Below are 24,951 nucleotides of genomic sequence, written 5' to 3'. Positions count from 1 at the left end.
AAACGGGTCTTTCTCCTTGACACTCACCACCTGCACAAGGCTATGCTCTCCCCCTTGCCGATCGCGCCGAGCGGTGTCCCCCCCCACTCGCCGCACTGCTGATGACAAGGATTTCAACCATGCAAACCAAGGATAAGTGTCTGGCCGCTCTGGTCATCCTCTGCTGGGGGCTCAACTTCGTCGCAATCAAGTGCGGGCTGGAGGGGATTCCCCCCCTGCTGCTGGGGGCACTGCGCTTTATCGGTGTGGTCTTTCCCGCCATCTTGCTGGTGCCCAAGCCCGCCATGCCCTGGCGCTGGCTGCTGGCCTATGGCGGCGCCATCAGCCTCGGCCAGTTTGCCTTCCTGTTCTGCGCCATGAATTTCGGCATGCCGGCGGGCATGGCCTCGCTGGTACTGCAATCCCAGGTGGTGTTCACCCTGCTGTTTGCGATGATCTGGCTCGGGGAGCGCTGGCAACCCCACCACTGGGTGGCGCTGCCCTTGGCGGGGGGCGGCCTCTATCTCATCGCCACTCACGGTGAAGGCAACCTCACCTTGCTCGGGTTTATCCTGACGCTGTGCGCCGCAGCCTGTTGGGGCCTTGGCAACGTCATCAATCGCCAGATTGGTCTGCGCTACCAGACCACGCTGCCGAGCCTGATCGCCTGGGGCGGTCTGGTACCGATAGTGCCGTTTTTCGCCCTATCCTGGCAGTTCGAAGGGCCGGAGCTGATGGCCAGCAGCCTGCTCAACTTCAGCTGGCAGGGATTGCTGTGCGTGCTCTATCTCTCGTATGTCGCGACCTGGCTCGGCTACGGCCTGTGGGGACGACTGCTGATGCGCTATCCGGTGGCGCAGGTGGCGCCGCTCTCCCTGCTGATCCCCTGTGTTGGTATGGTGGCGGCCGCCCTGCTGCTCGATGAACATCCGACCGCCTTGCAGTGGCTGGGCTCAGCTCTGGTGCTGCTCGGCTTTGTAGTGCATCTGCTAGGTAGCCGACTGTGCGGGTTCAAACCACAGAGCGCGACATGATGAGCGCCTGCCAATTTGCGCTATTTCATTGACCTGACAGGATAAAATTTTCATGATGAGCCAGTCCCCATCGGGACTGACATCACCAGTGTGTGATCTGCAGGAAGCAGACTTCAGGAGAGCAAGGACATGCCATCGACCATCACAGCCGGGGTGCGCCGACTCTCCCCTATCATTCGCGCCACCGCCATCACCCTGACCCTGTGCTGTAGCCCCTTTGGCTGGAGTGCCACGCTGCCCGCAGACTTGAAGTGGGAGAGCAACAACCAGGATCCTCTCTATGCCGATCCGGCCGCCAAGCGCGGCGGCACCTTTCGCACCTTTATGACCAGCTTCCCCCTGACCCTGCGCAAATATGGCCCCGACTCCAACGGCGCCTTTGCCGGTTACGTGCGGGAAACCAACCTGCCACTGCTGAGCACTCATCCCGTTACCGGCAACCCAATGCCGATGCTGGCAAACGAGTGGGCCTTCGGCGCCGACAACAAGACCCTCTATTTTCGCATCAATCCCAAAGCACGCTGGTCAGACGGCCAACCGGTCACCGCCGATGACTGGCTCTTTACCCTCAAGATGATGCGCAGCAAAGAGATCAACGACCCCTGGTACAACAACTACTACAGCACCCAGATAGCAGACATAACCAAGTTTGATGATCACACTCTGGCCATCACCAGCGGCACCGAAAAGAGCCGCCAGGATCTGCTCGAGTCACTGCCCATCAGCCCGGAGCCGAGCCACGCCATCAAGCTCACTGCCAACTGGGTTAAGGAGTACAACTGGAAGGTGTTGCCGGTCACCGGCCCCTATCAGATCGATCAGGTGAAAAAGGGTAAATCGGTCACCTTCAAGCGGATTGAAAACTGGTGGGGGGATGACGAGCGCTACTTCCAGCATCGCTTCAATCCTGCGCGGATCGAGATCAAGGTGCTCAGGGATCTGAACATCGCCTGGCAGCACTTCCTGCGCGGCGATCTCGACACCTTCCCGCTGGTGATGCCTAACTGGTGGCACGACAAGACCAAAACCGCCGAGTTCGAGAAGGGGTATATCGCGCGCACCTGGTTCTACAACCAGACTCCGCAATCGCCGATGGGGCTCTATCTCAACACCGCCGATCCGCAGCTGAATAATCTCGATGTGCGGCTCGGGATCCAGCATGCCCTCAACCTCGACAAGATGCTCACCACCCTGCTGCGGGGGGATTACCAGCGACTCAACAGTTATGGCTCAGGTCAGGGTGAGTTTACCAACAGCGAGATCAAGGCCCGTCCGTTCGATCCCAAACTAGCACGGGAATACTTTGCCAAGGCAGGCTTTAACAAAGTGGGGCCACAGGGGATTTTGCAAAACGACAAGGGGCAGTCACTGACGCTCGCTATCACCTACACCACCGCAGAGCACGCCCAGCGGCTCACGCTGTTGCGGGAAGAGGCCAAGAAGGCGGGGCTTAATCTGGAGCTAAACCTGATGGATGCCTCGGCCGGTTTCAAATCGATGCTGGAGAAAAAGCACCAGAGCGCCTGGATGGCCTGGGCGGGTAGCCGCTATCCCGCCTATTGGGAGTTCTTCCACAAGGTCAACGCCAACAAACCCCAGACCAACAACATCATGAACATCGATGACGACGCCATCACAGCGCTGGTGGAGCAGTATGACAAGGAGTTCGACTTTGCCAAAAAGGCGGCCCTGTCACGGCAGATCCAGCAGCGGCTCTATGAGCTGGCGAGCTTCGTCCCTGCCTATCAGGTGCCCTATACCCGGGAAGGGGCATGGCGCTGGATCAAACTGCCAAAAGTACCAGCAACCCCCAAGAGCGAGCAGCTCTACTGGCCCCTTGGTGGCGACAACAGCGGTTACAGCTATGGCGGTCTGCTGTGGATCGATGAAGAGCTAAAAACCGAGACCAGGGCAGCCATCAAGAGCGGCAAAACCTTCCCGGCCGAGCCCATCATCGACACCACCTATCGCCAGCCCTGATAGCGACAACTCATTTGGCAAACAGACCTAAAACAAAGACCCCGCCAGATGGCGGGGTCTTTGTTGGCAACCGGTGTTGCGAATCGAGCAGTGATCAGCCGCGTTTGGCCTGCTTCTCGGCAATGGCGTCAGCCACGTCAGCCGGCTCCAGTACGATGCCTTCCTGATCCGGAGTCGGGAACACGGCAACACACAGCTCGTCCTGCTCCATACCGTCAACCCAGCGCTCCAGCCACACCTTGAGGGTGATGGACTGCGGCTTGCAATCGGCCCACTCGCCTTCAGCCCACGCCTTGGCGTACTCCGGGTGCGGCCATACCGGGATGCAATCCTCATCGTCGGTGGTCAGCATCATGACGCCATGCTCGTCAGTCAGGACGAACAGCTCTTCATGCTCGACCAGCTTGCTGATGAAGTGATCGTAACGGTAGTCAGCGTTCAGTTGCAGCGCGGCATTGCGCTCGGTGTCGCTCAATTCATAGCTCATTGGCCAAGTCTCTCTCTCGATAAAGGGCGCCATGTTCACATCTTGTCGTCAGCTTGTCCAGCTTGCAGCCCCTTGGCACCGGATGGGGAGGACAATGACGCAAATAAGGATAGAGCAGCCTCCTCGATAACGAGACCGCCAGCTATCATATTGCCCCTTTTACAACGCAGGGGTGATCAGCTCCACATCAGGCTGCTCGCTCAGCTTTTGCCGCAGCCAGTAGGCGGACTCCACTTCGACAAAGCAGAGCAGATCCCGGCCATTGGCCGCCATCGCCATCAGCTGCTCAAAACGCAGCTGTTGTTGCTGCTCCCAGGCAGCTGCAAGTTTGGCCCCGTGGGCCTCATCCACCACTTCGCGACGCAGCTCGAACAGGTTATCGGTGATCGGGCTGTTGATCTTGGCGGCGGTGTGCCAGTACATCAGCAGGTTATCCATCATCTCGCTGTCGTAGTTGGCCAGTGCATCCAGCTTGGGTGTATCACCGCTGTCGCTGGCGGCAAAATCACACCAGCCCGCATCGAGTGACGCCAGCTCATGAGCCTCCTTGGCATGCTTGCGTAACAGCGCAATGTCGGCCCCCTTGCGTGCAGGCAACCACACCTCGCCCTGATGGGCATCCAGCAGGGACGTCAACGAAGCAGCGGGGTAAACCGGAAAGCGGGTACAAAGTGAATGCAGCAGGGATACCAGAGTGATCTTGACCATGAGCGATACCTTGAACAGGGCGAACAGCCACCAATAGACCGTCCGATATAAAGAAGTGCCCTATCCTACCACGTTTGGTCCGGCTCGGCCCTTGGCGAAGCTGTCAGCCAACCATCTGATTACGCCGAAAAAAACAGCATTTGAAACGCAGCATCCAGCCAAAGATCAATAATTTGAGCCAGCGCCCACTAAAGTGGATCCGGGGATGCTAGTTTGGATACATCTTTAGCGTAAGGAGTAAATCCATGATTGGGATCGACCAGGTTTCTAACGAATTCGTGAACGATTTGAAAATACTGGCATGCTTTGATCCGGCCAACATGAGCCTGGGGATTAAATTACGCAGCGATATGTCTGAAGAGTTGTGCCAGGCGGCAGCCCGTCTGCATCAACAGGGGCTCATCAGCGCAGAAGATGGCGGCTATCTCACCCCGTTTGGCATGACCATGGTTGAACACCTGCAACATCTGCTGGTCGCACTCAAACCGCTTTGAGCGGCTGTGGTGCCCAGAGTGAAAAGTTGAGTAGCTCCCAGCGCTCCCCTTGGTGAAGATGACAGGCAAACAGCAAAGGACCTTCGGGTCCTTTTACTTTGCCATCCACCAGCCACTCCCCCTCCCTTTCAGGCACCAGTCGCGCATTCACCTCATCGGGTTGCTGTGCAGTGCCCATCCGGACCTGGACAAATTGCTGGCAGATCACCTGCGCTTCCATCGCGGATTGAACCGGTACCGGCGCATCGGACGTCGGAGTCAAGGTGGCAGCAAGCAGGAGCGATAGCAGCATGATTCAGCACATGGGAGTCAGTAGCAGAAGCCAGATAAACAAAAAGCCGTGGCACCAGAGGGACCACGGCTTTCTTAAATTCTGTAAGAATTACAGAGCGGTTACGTTCTCAGCCTGCGGGCCTTTCTGACCTTGGGTCACAGAGAACTGTACGCGCTGACCTTCAGCCAGGGTACGGAAACCGTTACCTTGAATGGCGCTGAAGTGAACGAAAACGTCCGGGCCGTTTTCTTGCTGGATGAAGCCAAAACCTTTGGTTTCGTTGAAAAACTTAACGGTACCGGTGATCATGTTAGACATATCTTTTAAACCTGTATTCAAAATAATTACTTATGCTTTTCAGCGGGTAAAGCTCAAAAAACGGGATTAACTTATGAACAACAGGACAAGATGTGAAACATCGTATTCATTGACATAACTATCGCCCTTTCAAGCTGGTTTGGATTATACGTGGCTTTGTAGATTACGCAAACAAATTTGTGCCCTGCCAATGACAGGGCACAAACCGTTATAAGGTGGCTGCTTCCAACGCTTCGACCAGCGCTCTGAGAAAACGAGCCGCCTCGCCGCCGGTACAGGCTCTGTGGTCAAATGTCATCGACAGCGGCAATGCCCTGACGGGGCGAGCCTCCCCATGGATGAACACCACTTTTTCGAACAGTTTGCCTGCCCCTATGATGGCCACCTGCGGCGGCGTGACGATGGGGCTGGCATAACGGCCTGCGATGGCACCGAAGTTGGTGAGCGTAATGGTCGCCCCCAGCAACATTTCGCGCGGCACGGCGCGCGCCTTCACATCGGCGATCATCCGATCCAGCCCCTGCCGGATATCTGTCCCCTCCCGCTCGGCCACGTTCTCCATCACCGGCACATAGAGGCCATGCTTTGAATCCACCGCGATGGCCACATTGACCTCTTTAAACAGACGCCGTGACAGGGTGTCGCCATCGAACCAGGCGTTCATCGAGGGCTCGGCGCGGCACGCCACGCCAATGGCCTTGATAAGGCGCACCGTCACATCCTCATCAGGCCGCCAGTGACGCAAATCCACCTCGTCGGTGATGCTGACCGGCACCACAGTCTGATGAGAGAGCTCCATCGCCTTGGCCATGGCCCTCCGCGACCCTTTGAGGAATTCGTTGCCACTGCTCTGCTGTGACTCGAATGCCTGCTGCACATCCAGCTCGGTCACCATTCCGCCGCTGCCACTCCCCTTGATCCGGTCGATATCCACACCCAGTTTTTGTGCAAGCAGGCGCACGGCAGGCATGGCTTGCACCAGCGCGCCACCCGGGGCAATGGCCCCCACCACGAAATGATCCTCGATATGTTGCTGATGGGCGCTCACCTTGCCCACCACGGTCCCATCATCTTCGCCCCCCTCGAACTCCACCAGCGGCGCACCGATATGGAGGATATCCCCCTCGGCGCCGCAGAGACGGGCAATCACCCCGGCCACCGGAGAGGGCACATCCACCAGCGCTTTGGCCGTTTCCACCGACAAGAGCACCTGATCGACCGTGACGGTATCACCGGCACTCACCTTCCACTCGACGATCTCGGCTTCGGCCAACCCTTCACCCAGATCCGGTAATTTGAAAAATTTCATAGCCACTGTTTCTCCATCAGCTGGTGAGCGGCATCGGCGATATCCTGCTCGGTGATGAGGTAATACGCTTCGTTGCGATAGTAGGGAACGGCTGCATCCACCCCGGTCAGCCGTTTGGGCGGCGCCTTGAGGCTGGGGAGTGCCTGCTCGGTCACCCGCGCCACAATTTCGGCCCCGACTCCGAAGCTGCCACACGCCTCGTGCACCACCAGCAAGCGACCGGTCTTGCGCACTGAGGTGAGTATGGTCTCCATATCCAGCGGCTTGATGGTGGCCAGATCCAGCACCTCGCACTGGATATCCTGTTCGGCCAACAGGTTCGCCGCCCGCATCACCTCCTGAATGCAGGCTCCCCAGGCCACTACCGTGATATCCCGGCCCGGGCGCAGGGTAAAGCAGACATCCAGCGGCAGGCCGACACCGTCATCCACCACCTCGGATTTCATCGAGCGATAAATGCGGTCCGGTTCGAAAAACATCACGGGATCCGGATCGCGGATGGCCGAGAGCAGCAGGCCATAGGCGCGTCTCGGGCTGGAGGGGATCACTACCCGCAGCCCGGGAATATGGGCAAACAGCGCCTCGACGCTCTCGCTGTGATGTTCAGGCGAATGAATGCCAGCGCCATACGGGGAGCGATAGACGAGGGGACAGGAGAGGCGGCCACGGGTGCGGTTTCGCATCCGCGCCGCCTGACAGATGATCTGCTCCATCCCTGGGAAGATGAAGCCCTGAAACTGGAACTCCGCCACCGGCTTGAGCCCCTGGGTCGCCATGCCGACCGCCACCCCGGCGATCAGCCCCTCGGCCAGCGGCGTGTCGATCACCCGCTTGAAACCGAACTTGTCGCGCAGCCCTACGGTGGCGCGAAACACCCCGCCGTTGACCCCCACATCCTCGCCCAGTACCACCACATCCGGGTCGTGCTCCATCTCGTAATGAAGGGCCATGTTGACCGCTTCCAGCAAACTGATCTCACTCATGGCCAACCTCCTGCTTCATCCCCTTGGCAATCACTCGCTCGCGCTGGGGCACGAGTTCGGCGGGCAGGCTGGCGTAGTGATAATCGAGCATCGCCTCCGGCGGCTGGGGCGCCATCACCTCATAGCGGGCGACCGCCTGCTCTACCTCCCGAGTGGCTTCCGCCAGCAGGCTCTGCTCCTGCTCTTCATCCCACCAGCCCTGGCTGTGCATAAACTGGCGCAGCCGCTTGACCGGCTCTTTCGCCCAGGCGGCCTCGACCTCAGCCCCATCGCGATAGCGAGTGGCATCGTCGGCCGTGGTGTGATCGCCGAGACGATAACTGACCGCCTCGATCAGGGTCGGCCCCTTGCCGCTGCGGGCCCGCTCGACGGCACTGCGCGCGGCATCGTAGACCGCCACCACATCGTTGCCATCCACCTGCAGGCTGCGCACTCCGGCACCAATCCCCTTCTGGGCCAGCGTTGGGGCGCTCGATTGCAGCTTGCGTGGCACCGAGATGGCCCACTGGTTGTTGTTGACGATGATGACCATCGGCAGATGCCATACCCCGGCGCAGTTGAGCCCCTCCAGAAAATCCCCCTTGGAGGTGCCACCGTCGCCGATAGTGACTACGGCGACACGCGGTTGATTACGCAGTTTGAAGGCCGAGGCAATACCGCAGGCGTGGGTGATCTGGGTGGCGATGGGGACGCAGATGGGGAGATCTTCAGAGGGAGTCCCATCGGGTTTGAGAAAATAACTGCCCCGCTCGTCCCCCCCCCAATATTGCAGGTTTTTCTCCATCGGCACGCCCCGCACATAGAGGGTGGGCATGTCCCGATAGTAGGGAACGTAGACATCCTGCGGCTGCATGGCCAGACCAATGCCAATCCCCACGGCTTCTGCGCCGAGATGGGAGGGAAAAGTACCGAGTTTGCCGGTTCGTTGCAGCGCAATCGCTTTTTTGTCATAGCTGCGCACCATCACCATATTGCGGTAGAAGGTGTGCAGTATCGCCTTGTCCAGCCAGGTCGGTAAGGTGGCGACCGGGCACCCTTCCGCATCGAGGTAACGAAGGAAAGGGATGTCGACATGGGTCATAACTGGCTCCTTGCCGTTGTGAGCGTCACCGATGCTGGTGACACCCAAATGTAAATACCTTGTTAAATAAAAAGCAAAGGGATTTACTCAGGTAAGACCAGTAGAAACTTCTTTAAAGTAGCGAAGGAGCTGAATTTTCGGCGATGAGTGGCAAGGTATGCCGTAAATGGTGCAACTTTGCAGCGCTGAATGCAGGATGCAAAATGTGAAAAAGGGGAGCCTTGCTCCCCCTTCTGTTACTCAAGTCAGCGGTTACACCAACCAGCAGTTACGCCAGCCACTGTTGCAGCTGGCGGGCCATGCCAGCTGGCAGCAAGTGAGCGCGACTCAACAAGCGGCTGCGCCAGGGCTCGGCCAGCAAGGTGGGGCAAATTCGCATCTCCCGTCCCCGGTCAGCAACGCGCACCAACCTGTCGATAAGAGTCTCCAGCGGCGGATGCGCCGGCCAGTGGGGATAGAGGTCGGCAGTCGCGATCCCGGCCAGCTCGCACACTCGCTCCTCTTTCTCATCTCCCTTTCCATCAGCCATTGGCCAAGGATGAAGCACCTGCAGCCAACCCGGCCGTGCGGCCTCCAGCAACTGGCCCAGCGTCGGCTGCGCAAAGTGGGGATCCCCTGCGACTTTGAGCAGATGGCGCGCCCCCGCCAGCACCACCACGCCGCGGGCGGGAAGTGCAAGAAGATAGTCGGCCAGCGCCTGATCCCGCCCCCTGTTGTGTAGCTGCCACCGCTCCGGAGTCAACTCTTGCCACTCGAATGAAGGCTCGCAGAGATGCACCCGCAGCCGTACATGTTCAGGGCGCACCAGATTGCTCTGGCGCAGAGCGGAAAAGAGAGCCGGAAACTCGGGGGCCATCCAGGCAGGAAAGGCGCAGGAGTCGAGCCAGACCGGATAGAGCCGGGCCAGCGTCAGCGGCTCATCCTGCCAGCTCTTCTCCCCCGTCAGCCAGGCATCGAGCAAGCTCTGATGGCGGCGATTGCCGCACTCCAGCACCAGATCGGTCATGACTCCCCAGAGCGCCGGATCACAGAGCCAGGCGTGCTGGCGCCGGATAAAATCCGGGTGCCAATGCGGCTCCCCCAGTCCCACCAGCTTGCCCGCCAGCAAGGCTTCCCGGATGGCGGCAACCGGGGTCATGCGTCCCCCTCCTGTCGGATGTATGGTTGTTGCCCGACCCCATCGACCCGCTCACAAATAAGGGCGCCGATCTTCGCCAACCAGTCGGGATGCACCATCTCCTGATGGAGGCAGGGGAAGCGCTCATAGCGGATGTCCCCTTTTGTCAGCGGCTCCCAGCCACGTCCATCCAGCCAGGGCTGGCGGGAGGCTGACGCCTCGATAAAGATCACCTCCCCGTGGTAGCAGTAGTCGACCGGCTCACGGATCAACCTGTTGTTATGGCCAACCAGCTCAATCATGGCGCTCACCACCTGCTCGTCGAGCATGGCCAGCGCACTCCCCTCCGCCCCCAGTCGGGCCACCACGTCGTCGCGAGTGAGGGAATCGAGCGCCTCATCCGCAACCGCAATGCCTCCCATCCGCAGCAACGCATCGAGCATCCGCTGCTCGTCGGGCAACGGCTGGGTCTGCCACTGCTGACAGGGGTAGGCATCGAGCAGCAGCACCATGGCCACCTCCTGTCCCTGCTCTTGCAACATGGCGGCCATCCGGTGCACCAACATGCCCCCGAGCGACCAGCCGAGCAGCCAGTAGGGCCCCTCGCTCTGTTGACGATGCAGCTCGGTCACATAATCGAGGGCCAGCTCGTCGAAGCTGGCAGGCAGCGGCGCATTCGGTTGGCAGAGCGCCCGCGCCTGCAGGGCATAGACCGCCATGTCGGTCGGCAGATGGGGCACCAGTGGCGCATAACACCAGCCGAGCCCCCCTGCGGGGTGGACGCAAAAGAGGGTGGGGCCTGATACGCCGGACTGCGCACCGGGCGCCCGCAAGGGCAACAGCATGGGCATCGCCTCCCGCTCGCCGCCAAGACGACGCGCCAGCTGGGCAGGGCTCGGCGCTTCGAACAGGCTGGCCAGAGTGAGATCCTGTCCGATTGATTCCTCAATACGCACCACCAGCTGCGCCGCCAGCAGGGAGTGGCCACCGAGGGCAAAGAAGTTATCGTCGGCGCCGACCCGCGCCAGCCCCAGTATCTCGGCGAAGAGGCGACAGAGCCGCTCCTCCAGCAGGTTTTTCGGCAGTGACTGACCCACCGCCGACGCCATATCGGGCAGCGGCAACCCCTTGCGATCCAGCTTGCCATTGGGGGTAAGCGGCAGCTCAGCCAGGTTTACCAGGAGCCCCGGTACCATGTAGTCGGGCAAGGCAGCGCCAAGGGCAGGTGTAAGCTCGGCCAGCGTCATATCTCTGCTATCTGCGGTCACCACATAGGCCACCAGACGGCGATCGCCGGGGGCAAATTCGGGGGCCAGCACCACCGCCTGCGCCACCCGGGGATGGCGCAGCAGCACCTGCTCGATCTCCTCCAGTTCGATGCGCTGGCCACGGATCTTCACCTGAAAATCGAGGCGCCCCAGATACTCGATGGCGCCATCCTCGCGCCAGGCGGCCAGATCGCCGCTGCGATAGAGCCGTCCCGCGCCGAAGGGGTTGGCAATAAAGCGCTCGGCGGTGAGCTCGGGCTGGCCAAAGTAGCCCTCCGCCACCTGCACGCCGCCGATCCAGAGCTCCCCCGCTACACCGGGGGGCACCGGCTGCAACCAGGGGTCGAGAATGTGGATACAGGTATTCCAGACCGGATAGCCGATGGGCACGCTGGTCACCGCCTCGTCTGCCCGGCAGGGATACCAGGTGACATCCACCGCCGCCTCGGTCGGGCCATAGAGGTTGTGCAGGGGGGCTGAAAATGCCCCATACCAGCGCTGCACCAGATCCGCGGGCAGCGCCTCGCCGGAGCAGAAGACCTGCCGCAGGGCGCGGCAACGCGCAGGCTCGGCCTGAGTGACAAAGATCTGCAGCATGGAGGGGACAAAGTGCAAGGTGGTGATCCCCGCCAGCTCAATCAGCTCGGCAAGGTAGGCGGGATCCTTGTGGCCGCCCGGTTTGGCGAGCACCAGCCGCGCACCGGTCATAAAGGGCCAGAAGAACTCCCAGATGGAGACATCGAAACCAGCCGGGGTCTTTTGCAGCACCCGATCCGCCGGACCGATGGGATACATGTGCTGCATCCAGAGCAGCCGGTTGACGATGGCGCCATGGCTCACCACCACCCCTTTGGGGCGACCGGTCGAGCCGGAGGTGTAGATGATGTAGGCCGCATCTTCCGGTTTGGGGGCTGGCAGATCACAAGGTGCTGTCGTTGCCAACTCTACAGCCGCCAGCTGCTCTGCCACACCGGGGGCATCGAGGCAGACAAGTGGCGCAGCCATATCGAGCGGCATCCGCAAGGTGCGACTGGTCAGCACCAGCGCAGGATCGCTGCTGGCGAGAATGTAGCCGATCCGCTCCGCCGGATAGTCCGGGTCTACGGGCACGTAGACGGCACCCACCGCCATGATGGCCTGCTGGGCGAGAATAAGCTCGGGAGCGCGCGGGATCACCACCGCCACCCGACAACAGGGGCCCACGCCCCTCCCTGCCAGATAGCTGGCCAGCTGGCGGGTGCGCTGGCGCAGCTCGGCCACACTCCAGCGCTCGGCGCCACACTCCAGCGCGATGGCGCTCTGATCTGCCGCCGCCAGCCCCTCGGCCAGCAGTGCGCTCAGGGTAGTGGTCGGCAACGGATGGTCGGTTTGGTTCCAGCGCGTCAGCTCAGCCTGCTCGCAGGGCAGCAACAGCGGCAAGCGCACCGCCAGGGTCTCGTCAGCCGCCTCACTCCAGGCGGCCAGATAGGCTACCAGTCGGGCCAGATGACGTTCACTCTCCTGTTGGCTGAAGCGCCCCTGATGTGCTTCGAGGGTCAGGGTCATAGCGCCTGCCTCCTCGGCAAAGTAGAAGGCGCACTCCTCCACCGGCCCCGCCGCCAGCACCTGCACCTCGCCACGAACCTGGTTGTGTCCTTCACCAAAGCTGAGGGTACGGGCAAAGGGCATCAGGTTGACCTGAGGGCCAAACAGCGGCTGGCCCGGCTGACGCTGTTGCAACCACTCCTGACGGCAGCCCTGATGACGACGCAGGGCGGCAAATTGCCGCTCAACCTGTACCAGCAACTCCCCTACCCGGCTGGTGCCGCTCAACTCGATGCGCAGGGGCACCACATTGACCTTCATGCAGGGGGTATCGGCCGCCACTGAGCCAAGCCGCCCCATCAGCGGAATACCCAGCACCACCTCGCCAGCGCCGCTCATCCGCTGCACATAGCTGGCCACCGCCGCCAGCAGCAGGCTGTAGGGGTGACAGGCCGAACGAGTCGCCCGCTCTACCAATGCCTGCCACTGGCGGCCAGCCAGCCGCTGTTCAAGACGATAGGTGGGGCCCGGCCCTTGCACCGGATGGCGGGAGAGCGACGCGGGAGTCTCTACCCCGGTCAGCTGCTGCACGAAGAAATCGCGATCCCGCGCAGCGCGCGGCGAATCCTGATAGGCCGCCTCTTCAGCCAGCAGTTCCTGCTGGGATGCATAGCGGCAGGGGGCTGGCTGCTCGCCGGCACAGAGCGCCTCATACCAATTGGCCACCCGCTGGCAGAGCAGGCTCAGGCCAAAGCCGTCGATGGCGATATGGTGCACGGCGATAAACCAGGCCCACCGCCTCTCGCCGAGGCGATAGAGGGTGGTGGCAAACAGCGGCCCCCCGGCCAGATTGAAGGGAACTGCCAGCTGCGCACGCATCTCGACCTGCGCGACTGCAAGCGGATCGGCTTCGCTGCGCAGATCCCGCTCGGTCAGTTGCCAGCAAGCGGGATTGGCCACCATCTGCGGGCCATCGACAGTGGCAACAAAGGCGCAGTGCAGACCGGGGATCTCGTCGATGGTCTGGCGTACCGCGCGGGTGAAGTGATGGGGAGCCAGCGCCCCCTCCAGCAGCCAGTACTCGCCGGTATTGCAGGCGGGGCTCTGCGGGTATTTTTGCTGGGCAAACCAGATGCCCGCCTGAGCGGTGGTTAGCGGCCAGCGCGGCTGCTCCCCACGCTGCTGGGTGGCGCGCATCGCCATTGTCTGTTCCATGGGAATATCCTTGCGCAAACATCGAGCGAGCAGCGACTTGCCCCTGCCCGCATGGCTGAAAAGCGAGGAGGCCTGGCCTCCTCCATAAAGAGAGTGTCGTACCCACTACACCGGCAGGCCGAAGATCAGCCCCCCAGGGTGGCACCGCCATCGACCACCAGATCCTGCAGGGTGATATGGCTGGCGGCATCGGAGGCGAGAAACAGCACGCAGGCAGCCACCTCGTCGGGTGTCCCGAGCTTGCCAAGAGGGATCCCCAGCTTGAACTGCCCGGGCAGGCCCGCGATGGTTCGCAGTTCCCCTTCGCGCTGTTCCCCCTCCTGCCACATGCCGTACAGCATGGGGGTGCGAGTCGAGCCCGGCGACACTAGATTGCAGCGCACCCCAAAGGGGGCAAGTTCCAGCCCTGCCGTTTGAGTGAGGCTGGTCAGCGCCGCCTTGGAGGCGCCATAGATGCCCATACCCACTCGCGGCACCCGACCGGCATTGGAGGATACATTGACGATGGCGCCCCTGCGCCGCCCCTGAAACCAGGGGGTCAGGGCCCGCATCAGATAGAAGGGGGCGAAGGTGTTGATGGCGAAGGTGCGCAGCAAGAGGGCGTCATCCACCTCATCAAGCCTGCCGGTCGCCAGTACGCCGGCGACATTGACCAGCACATCGGGCCCCAGCCCCTCGTCCAGCAGCTGTTCGCAGCAGCGGGTCACGGCCTCGCTGTCGCTGACATCGATCACCACTCCCTTCACGTTGCCGGGCAGCGCCTCGGCCAGTTGCAGATCGAGCGCCACCACGCTGGCCCCCGCCTCGGCAAAGGTGCGCGCCACCGCATGGCCAATTCCCTGCGCCGCGCCGGTCACCCAGATGGTTCTGCCTTGCCACTCGCTCATGGGGTGCACTCCGGTTCGCTGACGTGCTCTTCGTTGGCCTGATAAGCCGTGGCCTGACTGACGTGAAGCTGACGGGAGAGGAGCGCCCACCAGTGAGCCAGGGTCGGCGTGCGGGCCAGCTCGGCCAGCTCCACCACCAGCCCCTGCTGACGCCACTCTTCCACCAGCCCCATCACAGCCAGCGAGTCGAGACCGTAGTCGAGCAGGTTGTCATCCTCGGTGGGCTGCTCCTGCTGCATCTCGGCGGGCAGCCGCGCCAACACCAGATCACGCAGTGACTCGCGAGTCAGAGGGCGTTTGCTGGCCGCCATCACCTCGGCCACGGTAATCACCCGACCGGCATTGCGGCTGACGTAGGAGAGCGCCAGCAGATGATCCTCGCGGGAGAAGTCGGCGATGGCATCTGCCACCAGGAAGGGACGGATATCGCGCATAAAGGCATCGACCGCCGTCTGCATCACCCCGATATGACCGTAGATGCCGCAGATCACCAGCTGATCCCGCCCCCATTCGGCCATCAGCTCGGCCAGCGGTGAGCGGCAAAAAGCGCTGTAGCGCCACTTGGTCAGCACCGTATCCTGCGGCCCGGGTGCCAGCGCCGGAACGATTGGTTGGCGCTCCGGCGCTCGGGTCAACCCCGGCCCCCACATGTCATTGAGCAGCGCCCGATCGGCCTGACTCTGCTCGGCGGGCTGGGCGGTATAGACCACCGGCATGCCAAGAATACGCGCCTGACGGATCAGGGTGGCGATATGGTCGATGACCTGATTGATCAGCGGATTGTCCGCCCCGTAGAAGTCGACGAAATAGTGCTGCATATCGTGGACCAGCAAGGCGGCGCGGCCCGGTTCGAAAGGCCAGTTCACCCGCCCGGTAGGCAGCTCCTCAGCGGTAGGCAGCGGATAGGCGGCGAGGGATTGAATGGTCATGCACACTCCTTGACGAGCTGCTCGCGCAGCGTCTGTTTGTCTATCTTGCCGACCGGGGTGTGGGGCAGTTGCTCCACCAGCACCAGGCGATCGGGCAGTTTGTAATCGGCCACCCCCTGCTCGCGCAGGAAACGGCGCAAGCGGGGCAAATTGAGGGGCTCGCGGCACATCAGAAAAGCGCAGCTGCGCTCCCCCAGCATGGGATCGGGCATGGCGACCAGTGCCGCCTGCCGCACCTCCGGGTGGGTCAGCAGCAGCTCTTCAATCTCGAGGGCGTCGATCTTCTCCCCGCCCCGGTTGATCTGATCCTTGTTGCGCCCCACCACCATCAGATGACCGCTGGGCAAGCGGCAGACCAGATCGCCGGTGCAGTAGAAACCGTCCCGATCAAAAGCCCGCTGATTGTGGACATCGGCCTTGAAGTAGCCGCGAAAGGTGTAGGGGCCACGCGTCCAGAGCTCGCCGCACTCGCCATCGGGCAAGGGGCGCCCGTCGCTATCCCGCACCTCCACCTCGTCACCCGGGCTCATCGGGCGACCCTGGGTATTGACGATGTACCACTGGTCATCCTCGGTTCGGGTGTAGTTGACCAGCCCCTCGGCCATGCCGAACACCTGCTGCAAGCGGCAATCAAGGCGGCTCGCTACCGCCTCGGCGTGAACCGGGCTGAGGCGCGCCCCTCCCACCTGCACACACTCCAGAGAGGTCTGCGGATAGTGGCTGGCCGCCTCCAGCCAGAGCGCCAGAGCCGGTGGCACCAGGGCCGCCCAATTGATCTGATGACGCTGCACCAGCGGCAGACAGGTTACTGCGGAAGGATCCTTTGCCAGCACCACGCAGCCACCGGCATAAAACACCCCGAGTGCGCCGGGGGAGCTCAGGGGAAAGTTGTGGGGCGCCGGCAGGGCGCAGAGATAGATCACCCGCTCATCCCAACCGCACACCGCCACGCTCTGGCGCACGCTGTAGCCATAGTCATCGTGGGTACGGGGGATCAGTTTGGGAGTGCCGGTACTGCCGCCGGAGAGCTGGAAAAAGGCGACCTGATCGGCCGGAGTAGGAGTTGGCGCAGTGGCCGTCAGAGGCGAACCATCAGCACGGGCTATGGGGTCAGGCCGACGCCATGCAAATCCTGACTGAAGATCACTCCCTTCAGCCTGCTCGAAAAACAGTGTCTGACAGGAAGGCGCCACCAACTCGTCAAGGGCCACGAGGCTCCCCGCTTCACCGGCAAAGCCGGGATGGGAGGGGCTGAGTACCAGCAAGGCGGGCTCAATCTGGCGGGCAAAGGCCACCAGCTCGCGCCGCTGATGGCTGTAGAGGGCATGCACCGCCACCACGCCGCAGCGGATCAGGGCAAACCAGCAGATATAGAACTCGGCACAATTGGGCAACTGCACCAGAGCAGTATCGCCATGGCCCAGCCCGCGCGCGGCCAACCGCGCCGCCAGCGCATCGACCTCACGCTTTAACTGGCCATAACTAAGGGTGCGTTCGCCGCAGATCAGGGCCGTGCGCTCGGGATAACGTGCGGCAGATTCATCGAGCAGGGCGGTGAGCGGTTGTCCGCGCCACCACCCTTGTGCCCGGTAGTGGGCTGCCAGCTCGGCGGGCCAGGGGGTAAAGGGCACCAGCGGCTTCATGCGGTTACCTCCGGCTCCCGGCTTTCGAGGCCGAAGGCACGCAACATGGTGCCGAGCTTGGCGGCGGTCTCCTGCCACTCCGCTTCCGGCGAAGAGCCCACCACCACCCCGGCGCCAGCATAGAGCCGCAGCTGTCTGCCTGCAAGCACGCCACAGCGAATGGTGACTACCCACTCGCCATTGCCGTCGGCATCCATCCAACCAACGGCGCCGCAGTAGAAGCGGCGATCGTACCCCTCAAGCCGGGCGATGGCCTGACGCGCTGCCGAGAGCGGCGTGCCGCACACCGCCGGTGTCGGGTGCAGTGCCAGCGCCAGAGCCAGCACGGGAGAGGGTTCATGGAGCCGTCCGGCGATGCGGGTCGAGAGGTGCCACATGGTAGGAGTGGCGATCACCTGCGGCTCCAGAGGGACGTCCAGCTCGCGGCAGAAGGGAGCGAGGGCCGCAGCGACTGCATCGGCCACCAACGCATGTTCATAGCGATCCTTCTGCGCCCCCAACAGTTCGACACAGGCCGCAGGTTGATCAGGAAAAGCGTGGCGCGGACGGGAGCCCGCCAGCGGATTGCTCACCACCGCCACCTCGCTGCGCGATACCAGCAGCTCGGGGCTCGCACCAAGCAGGGTCTCCCCATCCGGCAGCGGGATCTGGAACACATAGGCGCCCGGATTCTGGGCCAGTAGAGAGCCATAGGCGTGTGCGGGGGAGGTCTGCTCTGCGCTCTGCACATCGATGGCGCGCGACAACACCACTTTCTCGAGCTGCCCCTCGCTGAACTGCTGCAACGCTGCCCGCACTGCCCCCTGATAGTGGGCGGAGCCGGTCACTTCGCTCACCTCGCCATGGAGCTGGCAACAGCTGGCGGGCAACATCGCATCCCTTGCGACCCACTGCGATTGCGCCGGGATCACCAGATGCCAGGGGGATTGGGTGTCAAACGGAATGGCGCCGATGGCGATGGGATTGACCATCCCCTGCTGGCGCAACTGACGCAGATGGGCGAGCAGCTTCTCCGGCGGGATACCGGTAAAACTGTCGTGGATACCGGAGGCGACCAGTACCCTGTCACCGCTGGCAAAACAGCACACTTTATCCAGCCCGGCAGTTGCTGCGGGCCACTCTCCTTCCAGTGCATGGTCACACATGACGGTGCTACTCCTTGGAATGAATCACTGCCTGACGCGACTTAAAGTGAGTCATTTGACTCACCAGATATCAGGGTGAACGGCATCCTAACAAGGAGCGAAAAAACGATCAATACAAATGAGAATCAATTTCATCAACTTCTTTTTAGTCAAAAGAGGGTGACGAACGAAACTGAGCTTTGCCGATAAAAAAGAGTTGCGATCGGAGCAAATTCAACTTGATAATGATAACGCTTATCATTTGTATATTATGGAAGATGTAAATAATGAAATCCTCAACCTCCCGTTTTATTGCTCCCAGCCTGCTGGCCACCACCATCGTCACTCTGCTGACCCAGCAAGCGCTCGCCGCCAGCAACGCGCCTCAAGCCGACGAGGTGATCACCGTCACCACCACGGCGCACAATACCCGCTCGGCACCAGCTTCTATCTCTGTCATCACGGCCGAACAGATCGCCGCCGCGCCCGTCAATGATCTTGCCGACCTGCTGCGCCACGAAGTGGGCATTCAGGCTGAAGCTGACACCAATGGCCGCAGCGATATCGGCATTCGCGGCATGTCCGGCAAATACACGCTGGTACTGGTGGATGGCAAACGCCTCTCCTCCTCCAATGCCCTGTGGCGCGGCGGCAACTTCGACAACACTCCCGTGCCCCTTGGCATGATCCAGCGGGTCGAGGTGATCCGTGGCCCCATGTCGGCACTTTACGGCTCCGATGCCATCGGTGGTGTCATCAACATCATCACCAAGCAGCCGGGCAAAACCTGGCAAGGGGCGGCCGATGCCGACTTCAAGGCTATCGAAGGCAAGGATGGCGGCGATCAGCACAGAACCAACCTGGGCTTTACCGGCCCGCTGACCGACAACCTGCTGATCCGGATGAACGGCGAGGTGTATGACCGTCAAGCCTGGACCCCCACCGAAGCTGCTGACGGCATCCCCCTTATCGAAGCCAAACAGACCCGCAACTTCGCCTCCACCCTCAGCTGGCTGGTGGATGAGCAGCAGCGCTTCGAGCTGGATTACCTCTACAACCAGGATGAGCGGCCTCTCGATATCTTCCGCAAAACCGGCAACAAGGTGCATAGCCGCCAGCAGCAAAACGATCGCAACCTGTTTGGTCTGACCCACAAGGGGAACTGGAGTTGGGGTGACACCACCATCATGGCCAACTACGAGACCTCCCAGATCGACGACTTCAACACCAGCTACTCTGCCCCGCAGCAGCGCGAACTGGAAGAGAACACCTTGACCCTCAAGGGCTATACCAACCTGGCGCTGGCTAACCACTACCTGACCCTGGGTGGTGAATATCTGGATCGGGAGCTGGTGGATGCGGTGAGCTACAAGGATATCGGCGGCAAAGAGAGTCACTCTCAGGAGGCGCTGTTCGCTCAGGACGAAATTGGCCTGACCGACAGCCTGACCTTCACGCTGGGCGGCCGTTACGATCATCACGAGATCTACGGCAGCCACTTCACCCCGCGCGGCTATCTGGTCTATGAGATGAACGATGTGGTGACCGTCAAGGGCGGGGTCAGCCAGGCCTTCAAGGCTCCGGCACCACACCAGTACTCCAACGGTTACAGCATCGAGAGCTGCGGCGGCAGCTGCCGCATCTATGGCAGCGACAAGGTCAAGCCGGAAACCAGCACCAACTACGAGCTGGGTGTCATCGCAGGAGAAGGGATCTGGGAAACCAGCGCTACCCTGTTCTACTCCGACATCGACGACATGCTCACCTTCAAGCAGTTGCCGAACTCCACTGACCGCACCTGGTACAACCTGGAGAAGGCCACCACCAAGGGGCTGGAGCTGACCGGCAAGCTCGATCTGACCGACGATATCAACCTTGGCGCCAACTACACCTACCTCAAGGCTGAAGGCGATCAGGGTCAGGCACTGCCCGAGCGGCCGGAGCACAAGGCCAACGCCAAGATCACCTGGCAGGCCACCGAGCGGGTCAATGCCTTTGTCGGCACCACCTACACCGGCACCCAGTTTGCCGAGCAGACCGTCAACAAGGTTGTCGTACTGCACAAGCTGCCCAGCTATCAGACCTTCGATCTCGGCACCGGCTTCAAGGTCACCGAGAACTTTGACCTGCGACTGGGGATCAACAACCTGACCGACGTGCGCCTGCAAGAGAAAGACACCGTCTTCCAGAACGTCGAACCGGGTCGCAGCTACTACGTCAGCGGCTCAGCCCGCTTCTAAGGTAGCCAAGGCCGATATAACAGAGCGCGGGCCCATGCCCGCGCTCTGTTAACCAAGAGAATAAGGGGAAGATCCCCACTGGACAGCAAAGAGCATGCAGATTTCCATTTGTCATCAGGATCGCTCATGTTCACCTCACTTCTGAATGCTTCACCCCTTGCCACATTGCCCACTCCTGACGAGATGTTAAAGGCCAGACCCTGTCCGGCACGGCTCGCTCGCCAGATCGCTCGCAGCCGCCAGCAAGCCCGCCATATTCTGCAGGGAGAGGATGATCGCCTACTGCTGGTGATCGGCCCCTGCTCCATTCACGATCCGGCAGCCGCCCGCGACTATGGTGGCCGGCTCGCTGAACTGCAGGGCCAATACGGGGAGCAGCTGCAACTGGTGATGCGCACCTATTTCGAAAAGCCGCGCACGACGCTCGGCTGGAAAGGATTTATCTTCGATCCCGACCTCGATGGCAGCGATCGACTGGAAAAGGGCCTATCCCAGGCCCGGGAGTTACTTCTGGCCCTTGGACAGGAAGGGCTCGCCTGTGCCACCGAATTTCTCGATCTCACCAGCATGCTCTATCTGGGGGATCTCATCAGCTGGGGTGCCATTGGCGCTCGCACCACCGAATCCCAGCTCCACCGCCAGCTGGCCTCGGCCCTTCCCTGCCCCATCGGCTTTAAAAACGGCACCGATGGCAATATCTGGATCGCGGTAGAAGCGATCCTCGCCAGCCGGGCGGCCCACCTCTATACCCAGCCTTGCGGTGATGGCCAGCTGGCACTGGTACGCAGCCATGGCAACCCCGACTGCCACCTGATCCTGCGCGGTGGCCGCCAGCCAAACTATCAGAGCAGTCATGTGGCAGAGGCTGGCGAGCTGCTGCGCCAGCATCATCTCTCCCCTCGCCTGATGATCGATTGCAGCCACGGCAACAGCCAGAAACAACATGCCCGCCAGCTGCTGGTTGCCCGTGACATTGCCGACCAGCTGGGTGCTGGTAGCCATGCCATCGCCGCCATCATGGTGGAAAGTTTTATCTGCGAAGGGCGTCAGGAGATTGGCAGCAAACCGCTGCGCTACGGCCAGTCGATCACCGATAGCTGCATCGGCTGGGAACAGACAAGGCAACTGCTCGATATGGTGGCAGAAGGGGTGGAGGCACGCCGCCAGCAGCGGATCGCCCTGGCGGGATAAATAGCGGATTAGAGAGATAACGCAGAAAAGAGTGTGGCCCCGATGGGGCCACCTTGTTGTTCACTGTCTGACGCACGTCAGGCGACTGACTCACGCTCCACCAGCTGGGCTTCAAACTTGAGCGCCAGGCCGTCCACCGGCTTGTGATCGAGCAGACGCAGCGCCAGCTCGGCTGCGCGGCTGCCCATCTCCTCGATGGGGTAGCGCACCGTGGTGAGCTTGGGATAGATGTAGCGGGCGTAGGGGATATCGTCGAACCCCACCACCGATACCTGCTGCGGGATCTTGTAACCCCGCTCCAGCAGGCAAGAGATGGCGCCGGCCACCATACCGTCGTTGAAACCGAGCACGGCCGTGAACTCGACACCACGGGCCAGCAGTTCACTCATCGCCACATAGCCGCCATTTTCGTCGGCATAGGCGCGGCTGACGAGAGCAGGATCAAAGGCGATCCCGGCTCTCGCCAGAGTTTGGGTGTAACCGGCCATCCGCTGCTGACCATCGACAAACTCTTCATCATCGGAGGTGATAAAGGCGATGTTGCGATGACCGGCATCCAGCAAGTGCTGGCACGCGGTGGTGATCCCCGCCTGGTTATCGAGCCAGACGCAGCGATCTTCCGCGCCCGGCACCTGACGGTTGATGAACACGATGGGGGTAGAGCCAGCCGCCAGCTCGCTCAGCTCCTCGTCAGGGAGCGCCTTGCTGTGGAGGATCAGCGCATCGCACTGGCGCTGCAGCAGCGCCTGAATGGCGTGACGCTCGCGCGCGATATCGTGGTTGCCAGACATGACGATGGTGAACTTGTTGGCCTGATCGACCATGGTTTCGATGCCACGCATCATCTGGGCAAAGAAGGGGCCGCCGCAGAGGTCGCCAACCAGCACGCCAATGCAGTTGGAACGCTTGCTGACCAGTGCCTGGGCAAAACTGTTGGGTCGAAAATTCAGTTCCTTCATGGCCGCCAGTACGGCCTCACGCTTTTCCGGTGCTACCTGTGCCGTGTTGTTGATAACCCGCGACACGGTGGAGATAGACACATTTGCCAGCTGAGAAACGTCTTTAATCGTTGCCACTATCCATTCCTTTATTGTGGGGGAACCTGTCGGTGCCGACGCCCGAGTATACCCTGCGGCCTGATGCAATTCCCGGAGCCAGGTCACCAGGCATGTTTCCTTTGGTAACAAAACCTTACCCGATGATACCCGGCAGCAGGGAAATTTGAAAACAGGGGCCGGCTGGCGGCCCCCGACTCAATAGGCGTGATTGAGCTCCCGCTCTGACATGAAGCGCAGCGGCTGCTGCAGCTTGTGCTGATAAATGAGATCGAACGACAACACGTTTTGCACGTAGTTGCGGGTCTCCTTGTAGGGGATGCTCTCGACCCACACGTCCATCGGCTTGTTGTCACTCTGCTCTCGCCAGCGTTTTACCCGTCCCGGCCCGGCGTTGTAGGCGGCCGCCGCCAGGATCCGGTTGCCGTCATAAACATCCAGCAAGCGCTTGAGATAGGCGCTCCCCAGACGAATATTCATCGTCGGATCAAACAGTTGCTGCTCGTTGCGATAGGGCACCCCCAGCTTGCCGGCAGTCTCTTTGGCAGTAGCAGGCATCAGTTGCATCAGACCGCGCGCCCCCACCGGCGACTGGGCCAGCGGATAGAGAGCACTCTCCTGACGGGAGATGGCATAGAGCAAACTGGTGTTCATGGTGCGCTCTTGCGCCATCTGGGAGAAGGTGCGTTTGAGCGGCAGCGGGAAGCGCAGGTCGAGGGCATCCCACGCCTCGGCGCGAATGCTGGCGAGAATGGCCAGCTCGTGCCAGCCCTGATTGAGGGCGATATGACCAAACTCGATGCGCTTGGCCACCGGATTGCGATCCATGTTGTGGATCCACTCCGAGCGGGCCGCTGCAATCTCGTTCATCGACAACAGCTCGCGCACCCGCAACAGGAAGGGCCAGCGCTGGCTGGCCGTCCGCCAGTCCGGCACATGCTTGACGCTCTGGTTCTTGATGCGATAAGGCACTCCGGTGCGCTGGGCCGCCATAAAGCCGTAGAAACCGCGCAGGTTGGCGGTCTCCAGATAGAGATCCCGCGCCGGTTTTTGCTGCCCCTGCACTTCAAGGGAGCGCGCCATCCAGTAGCGCCAGCGATCCTCTTTCTGACGGGCCATCGGCATCATCTTCACCCAGCCGGAGAGGCCACGCCAATCCTGCTCCCAGATGGCCAATCGTGCCCGCAGCTCGGTGATATCTGGGTCCGCCAGCTTTTTCACCGTGCTGTCGACCCAGCTACGCTGGGCTATGGAGCGATCCAGCAGCAGGCGGCGGGCAATGGCACGCTCTACCGGTTTCACCTCGGCCTGGGTCAGGCCGAAACGGCTGCGAAATAGCGCAAGCTGGCGCAGCACCGACTCCGGCTCCTGATTGGCATAGCGGGTCAAACCGAGGGAGAGCAGCTTGCGGGAATAGGGATTGCTGCTGAAATAGGCCGGGTTCATCGCCTTGGCGGGCTGCTCAAACAGGGTCACCATCTGATCGCCATAGCTCTGCAAGCCGCTACCCAGGGTCGCGCCAAGGTGGCGGATCAGATTGGGGTTTTCCGCCTCGAACGCCAGCGTCATCCGCTGCCAGATCTTCTCCTGGGTTCGCTGACCGGATGCCTGCCACAGCTGGAACAGCGGGGAGCAGGCATCGGGACGGGATTGGCCGCTCATCCAGATCTTGCCCGCCCCCTGCAACGCCTCTTTCGGCTTGCCGGTGTAATAGAGCGCCTGATAGTGCATGCAGAGCAGGTCGGTGGAGCTCGGCTTGGCCGGATAGAAGCGCAGGAACTGCGACCACTGCTGGCTCTGGGCCAGATAGGTCAGATAACTGCGCTCCAGCCGGTTGGACTGGGGGGTATCTCCATGCTGGCGGATAAAGCGGGTCACATCGTTGTAATCCGCCGCCCCCGGACGAAAGGCGAGCTGATAGTAATCGAGGTAAGGGAGCAGGGGGTAATGGGTCAAACGGGCACGAATTTGCTGGAAACGGGCCTGATCATTGGCCCGTACGGCGTCATACGCCTGACGGTAGAGCGTCTGGTCGGCAGTCTGCGCCATCAGGGTCGGCACGAACAGCGCCGACAAAACAATTCCCCATACAGCTTTCACTGAACATCTCC

The 24,951-nt window shown here is 61.5% G+C and carries 20 protein-coding genes; 5 read left to right on the top strand and 15 right to left on the bottom strand.

Going from position 1 to position 24,951, the window contains the following annotated elements; all coding sequences use genetic code 11:
* Positions 1–119: 119 nt before the first annotated feature.
* Both BN1139_RS00935 and BN1139_RS00930 read left to right on the top strand, forming a co-directional pair.
* Positions 120–1,013, top strand: coding sequence for an EamA family transporter (locus BN1139_RS00935; protein ID WP_005350625.1), 894 nt, complete (start codon positions 120–122; stop codon positions 1,011–1,013).
* A 129-nt stretch (positions 1,014–1,142) separates the two neighbouring features.
* Complete coding sequence (locus tag BN1139_RS00930) at positions 1,143–2,993, top strand: extracellular solute-binding protein (RefSeq protein ID WP_005350621.1); 1,851 nt, start codon at positions 1,143–1,145, stop codon at positions 2,991–2,993.
* A 94-nt stretch (positions 2,994–3,087) separates the two neighbouring features.
* Here BN1139_RS00930 and BN1139_RS00925 read toward each other — a convergent pair whose 3' ends face one another.
* Entirely contained in the window at positions 3,088–3,480 is a 393-nt protein-coding gene (locus BN1139_RS00925) for a DUF2750 domain-containing protein (RefSeq protein ID WP_005334204.1), read from the bottom strand.
* A 159-nt stretch (positions 3,481–3,639) separates the two neighbouring features.
* A complete protein-coding gene (locus BN1139_RS00920) occupies positions 3,640–4,188 on the bottom strand; it encodes a hypothetical protein (RefSeq protein ID WP_005350617.1) in 549 nt (182 codons plus the stop codon).
* A 245-nt stretch (positions 4,189–4,433) separates the two neighbouring features.
* On the opposite strand from BN1139_RS00920, the gene BN1139_RS00915 reads away from it, so the two are divergent.
* Positions 4,434–4,682: a TIGR02647 family protein gene (locus BN1139_RS00915; RefSeq protein WP_005334209.1), complete on the top strand. Its 249-nt coding sequence runs from the start codon at positions 4,434–4,436 to the stop codon at positions 4,680–4,682.
* Here the strand turns inward: BN1139_RS00915 and BN1139_RS00910 are convergent.
* The 11 genes from BN1139_RS00910 to BN1139_RS00860 form a co-directional block, all read right to left on the bottom strand.
* Positions 4,669–4,974 carry a hypothetical protein gene (locus BN1139_RS00910; RefSeq protein WP_005350614.1) on the bottom strand — a complete coding sequence of 102 codons (306 nt, stop codon included), beginning with the start codon at positions 4,972–4,974 and terminating at the stop codon, positions 4,669–4,671. The genes BN1139_RS00915 and BN1139_RS00910 overlap by 14 nt on opposite strands.
* Positions 4,975–5,064: 90 nt before the next feature.
* Complete coding sequence (locus tag BN1139_RS00905; protein ID WP_005302803.1) at positions 5,065–5,274, bottom strand: cold-shock protein; 210 nt, start codon at positions 5,272–5,274, stop codon at positions 5,065–5,067.
* Positions 5,275–5,482: 208 nt separating this feature from the next.
* Positions 5,483–6,583 (bottom strand): dihydrolipoamide acetyltransferase family protein, encoded by a 1,101-nt coding sequence (locus BN1139_RS00900; RefSeq protein WP_005350610.1) that lies wholly within the window; start codon positions 6,581–6,583, stop codon positions 5,483–5,485.
* Positions 6,580–7,566 carry an alpha-ketoacid dehydrogenase subunit beta gene (locus BN1139_RS00895; RefSeq protein WP_005350608.1) on the bottom strand — a complete coding sequence of 329 codons (987 nt, stop codon included), beginning with the start codon at positions 7,564–7,566 and terminating at the stop codon, positions 6,580–6,582. The genes BN1139_RS00900 and BN1139_RS00895 overlap by 4 nt, the downstream gene beginning before the upstream one ends.
* Positions 7,559–8,647 (bottom strand): pyruvate dehydrogenase (acetyl-transferring) E1 component subunit alpha, encoded by a 1,089-nt coding sequence (pdhA, locus tag BN1139_RS00890; RefSeq protein WP_005350606.1) that lies wholly within the window; start codon positions 8,645–8,647, stop codon positions 7,559–7,561. The genes BN1139_RS00895 and pdhA overlap by 8 nt, the downstream gene beginning before the upstream one ends.
* A 268-nt stretch (positions 8,648–8,915) precedes the next feature.
* Positions 8,916–9,785, bottom strand: coding sequence for a hypothetical protein (locus tag BN1139_RS00885; protein WP_005350604.1), 870 nt, complete (start codon positions 9,783–9,785; stop codon positions 8,916–8,918).
* Positions 9,782–13,771, bottom strand: a complete 3,990-nt coding sequence (locus BN1139_RS00880; RefSeq protein WP_005350602.1) for a non-ribosomal peptide synthetase — start codon at positions 13,769–13,771, stop codon at positions 9,782–9,784. Before BN1139_RS00880 ends, BN1139_RS00885 begins: the two co-directional genes overlap by 4 nt.
* Positions 13,772–13,896: 125 nt before the next feature.
* The gene (dhbA, locus tag BN1139_RS00875; protein ID WP_005350600.1) at positions 13,897–14,658 is read right to left on the bottom strand and encodes a 2,3-dihydro-2,3-dihydroxybenzoate dehydrogenase; all 762 of its coding nucleotides are present in this window, start codon (positions 14,656–14,658) and stop codon (positions 13,897–13,899) included.
* Entirely contained in the window at positions 14,655–15,587 is a 933-nt protein-coding gene (locus tag BN1139_RS00870) for an isochorismatase family protein (RefSeq protein WP_005350598.1), read from the bottom strand. The genes dhbA and BN1139_RS00870 overlap by 4 nt, the downstream gene beginning before the upstream one ends.
* The gene (locus BN1139_RS00865) at positions 15,584–17,230 is read right to left on the bottom strand and encodes a (2,3-dihydroxybenzoyl)adenylate synthase (RefSeq protein ID WP_005350597.1); all 1,647 of its coding nucleotides are present in this window, start codon (positions 17,228–17,230) and stop codon (positions 15,584–15,586) included. Before BN1139_RS00865 ends, BN1139_RS00870 begins: the two co-directional genes overlap by 4 nt.
* Positions 17,227–18,375 carry an isochorismate synthase gene (locus BN1139_RS00860; RefSeq protein ID WP_005350595.1) on the bottom strand — a complete coding sequence of 383 codons (1,149 nt, stop codon included), beginning with the start codon at positions 18,373–18,375 and terminating at the stop codon, positions 17,227–17,229. The genes BN1139_RS00865 and BN1139_RS00860 overlap by 4 nt, the downstream gene beginning before the upstream one ends.
* A 266-nt stretch (positions 18,376–18,641) precedes the next feature.
* Here BN1139_RS00860 and BN1139_RS00855 point away from each other — a divergent pair, with 266 nt between their 5' ends.
* Positions 18,642–20,594, top strand: coding sequence for a TonB-dependent receptor domain-containing protein (locus BN1139_RS00855; protein WP_005350593.1), 1,953 nt, complete (start codon positions 18,642–18,644; stop codon positions 20,592–20,594).
* 126 nt (positions 20,595–20,720) lie between these two features.
* Positions 20,721–21,785: a 3-deoxy-7-phosphoheptulonate synthase gene (locus tag BN1139_RS00850; RefSeq protein ID WP_005350591.1), complete on the top strand. Its 1,065-nt coding sequence runs from the start codon at positions 20,721–20,723 to the stop codon at positions 21,783–21,785.
* Positions 21,786–21,862: 77 nt separating this feature from the next.
* Here BN1139_RS00850 and BN1139_RS00845 read toward each other — a convergent pair whose 3' ends face one another.
* Together BN1139_RS00845 and BN1139_RS00840 are read right to left on the bottom strand one after the other, a co-directional pair.
* Positions 21,863–22,861: a LacI family DNA-binding transcriptional regulator gene (locus BN1139_RS00845; protein WP_005350588.1), complete on the bottom strand. Its 999-nt coding sequence runs from the start codon at positions 22,859–22,861 to the stop codon at positions 21,863–21,865.
* Positions 22,862–23,038: 177 nt separating this feature from the next.
* Positions 23,039–24,940, bottom strand: coding sequence for a transglycosylase SLT domain-containing protein (locus BN1139_RS00840; protein ID WP_005350587.1), 1,902 nt, complete (start codon positions 24,938–24,940; stop codon positions 23,039–23,041).
* Positions 24,941–24,951 lie beyond the last annotated feature (11 nt).

This window comes from Aeromonas veronii bv. veronii, from assembly GCF_000820225.1.
Lineage (GTDB): Bacteria > Pseudomonadota > Gammaproteobacteria > Enterobacterales > Aeromonadaceae > Aeromonas > Aeromonas veronii.
Note: the sequence above shows the minus strand (reverse complement) of the source record. Positions and strands in the feature narration are given on the sequence as shown.